Origin of the sequence: Agromyces binzhouensis, assembly GCF_004135055.1 — a bacterium.
GTDB lineage: Bacteria > Actinomycetota > Actinomycetes > Actinomycetales > Microbacteriaceae > Agromyces > Agromyces binzhouensis.
On record NZ_SDPL01000460.1, the window covers coordinates 1 to 2,296 of the forward strand.

Annotated in this window: 2 protein-coding genes and 1 pseudogene; 1 reads left to right on the plus strand and 2 read right to left on the minus strand. The window is 74.7% G+C overall.

Annotation, left to right across the window (positions count from 1 at the left end):
• A pseudogene (locus ESO86_RS19195) lies at positions 1-533 on the plus strand (hypothetical protein); the annotation flags it as partial.
• On the opposite strand, the gene ESO86_RS15655 reads toward ESO86_RS19195, so the two are convergent.
• Both ESO86_RS15655 and ESO86_RS15660 read right to left on the minus strand, forming a co-directional pair.
• Entirely contained in the window at positions 419-862 is a 444-nt protein-coding gene (locus ESO86_RS15655) for a hypothetical protein (RefSeq protein WP_129235794.1), read from the minus strand. The pseudogene ESO86_RS19195 and the gene ESO86_RS15655 sit on opposite strands and share 115 nt — an antisense overlap.
• On the minus strand, positions 859-2,049 hold the full coding sequence (locus tag ESO86_RS15660) for a molybdopterin-dependent oxidoreductase (RefSeq protein ID WP_242492409.1): 1,191 nt from the start codon (positions 2,047-2,049) through the stop codon (positions 859-861). Before ESO86_RS15660 ends, ESO86_RS15655 begins: the two co-directional genes overlap by 4 nt.
• Positions 2,050-2,296: the final 247 nt, after the last annotated feature.

Genomic DNA, 2,296 nt, shown 5'->3' on the forward strand with positions numbered 1-2,296 from the left:
TGATGCTGCACGCGGCCGCCGCGCGCTCGATGCCCGCACTCGGCATCGACGTCGTGCCGCACGCCGTCGATCGCGCGCGGCGGACGGGCGGGCTCGCGCTCCGACGCTCGGTGTTCGACCGGCTGCCGCTCGAGGGGCGCTGGCGGAGCGTGCTGCTCATGGACGGCAACATCGGCATCGGCGGCGATCCGGCCGTGCTGCTGCGCCGTTGCGCGGAACTCGTGACGAGCGGCGGCGAGGTGCTCGTCGAGGTCGACGCCGACGCCGAACTCGCGGTCGTCGGTCACTGCACCCTGGTGGACGGACACGGCCTCGAGAGCGACCCGTTCCCCTGGGCGCGGGTGGGCTGGTCGGTCGCGGCCGCCCTCGCGGCCGACGCCGGGCTCGTCGTCGCCGAGCACTGGGACGCCGCGGGGCGTCACTTCGTGCGCGCGTCGCGCTCGGCCCGGAGGACCGTCGTGCGCGAGACCCCGAGCGCGATCGCGGCGACCGCGAGCAGCACGGCCCAGATGACCGCGAGCGCGACGCCGTAGGAGCCGACGAGGATCGTCGGGTTCGGGTTGCCGATCGTCGACGCGACGAGCGCCGGCACGGTGATCGCGGTCAGGATCGCGCCGACCACGAGGGCGCCCTGCGCGACCGCGACCCCCCGGTCCCCGACCCGGGCGCGCACGCGCGCCGCACCGAGCCCGAACGCGACGACGACGGGCGCCACGACGCCGTCGTGCAGGAGGATCGCGGCGCCCACCCAGACGGCGATGCCGAGCCACCGCGACGGAGCGATCCCGGTCAGCACCAGGAACGCGCCGAAGGCGGCGAGTCCGAGCCCCACCCCGACCAGCGCCGTGCGTGCCGCCCTCATGCCGTCACCTCGATCCGCCGGAGCCACTTCGTCTGCATGACGCCCGGACGTCCCGGAGCGATGACGCGAGCCGGGTAGCCGTGGTCGATGTCCAGCGTGCCGCCGTTCAGCTCCAGCGCGACGAGCGTCAGCGGGTCGCGGGCGTACTGCGGCGGCATCTCGGTGCGCGCGAATGCGCCGCGCTCCTGCAGGCTCTCGATGCGCAGCGGAGCCGACGGCTCGGGGGCGCCCGCCGCGTCGAGCAGGTCGATGAGGCGCACGCCGCGCCACGAGGCCGACTGGCTCCACCCCTCGACGCACGCGATCGGCAGCACCTCCTCGGCCTGCGGCAGGGACCGCAGGTCGTCGAGCGTGAAGTCGCGCGACCCGGCGGGGCTCGTGACCGTGAGCACCCAGTCCGGCGCGACCGCCGTCTCGGTGACGCCAGCCTGCGCGGCCGTGCGATTGATCGGCAGCCCCTGCGGACCGACGCCCATCCGGCGCGGTGCGAGGACGTTGAGCGGTGCCAGCGCAGGCACCGACTGTCCTGCGGTCAGCGCGACGGCGGATGCCGCGGCGGCGCCGACCGCGGCGAGGAATCCGCGGCGCGAGACGAACCGGCCCGTGGCATCCGCCCGATCGCCCGGCTGCCGCCGCCAGACGCGGGCGATCACCGGGAGCTTCACGCCGAGGTGGATCGCCAGTGCGCCGATGAGCACCCACGCGAGCGCGAAGTGCGTCGCGCGGAACGGGAACGGGAACGCGTACCACTGCACCAGGTTCATGAGCCCGATGGTCACCTCGACGAGCGAGACGCCGACGAGCACGGCGATCGACGCGCGCTCGAGGAAGTGCGCCACCGACGTCACGGGCGGCCACGTGAACAGCCGCGGGTACACGGTCCACAGCTTGGCGAGCAGCAGCGGCACCGCAGCGGTGCCCGCGATGACGTGCAGGCCCTGGGTGAACCGGAAGAGCTCGACCGGGCGCGTCGGCATCGGCAGCCACGGCAGCGGGTCCTGCAGCAGGTGGCTGTAGACGCCGGTGCCGAAGCAGATGAGGAACGCGGCGCCGAGCAGTCGCCCCACGACGACCGTCGTGCGCGCCGACTTCACGGGCGGGTCGGATGCCGCGTCGTGCGCGGCGCCCATGAGCGGCTCGAGTCGTTCCGCGATCCGGGCCGAGGCGCGTTCGGTGAAGCCGGCCATGCTCCCAGTCGACCACCGCAGCGGGCCGGATGCGAGGGGTGGACCTTACGGTTCGCGGACGCCCCAGCCGCGTCGCCGGCCGTCGGGCTTCCCGGTTCCGTAGGAAGTCCACCCCTGCCCCGGCGGGCGGTCGCTCAATAGTCTCGGAGGGTGCACGACGAACCCGGAGTCCGCGGCGGCGGAGCGGCGGCGGCATCCGCTGCGCCGTCGCAGCCGCCGTCGAACCGCCGTCGCGCGCTGGTCGCCG

Coding starts and splice junctions, on each gene's coding strand:
- ESO86_RS15655 (WP_129235794.1), bottom strand. CDS start 862: ATGAGGGCGGCACGCACGGCGCTGGTCGGGGTGGGGCTCGGACTCGCC.
- ESO86_RS15660 (WP_242492409.1), bottom strand. CDS start 2,049: ATGGCCGGCTTCACCGAACGCGCCTCGGCCCGGATCGCGGAACGACTC.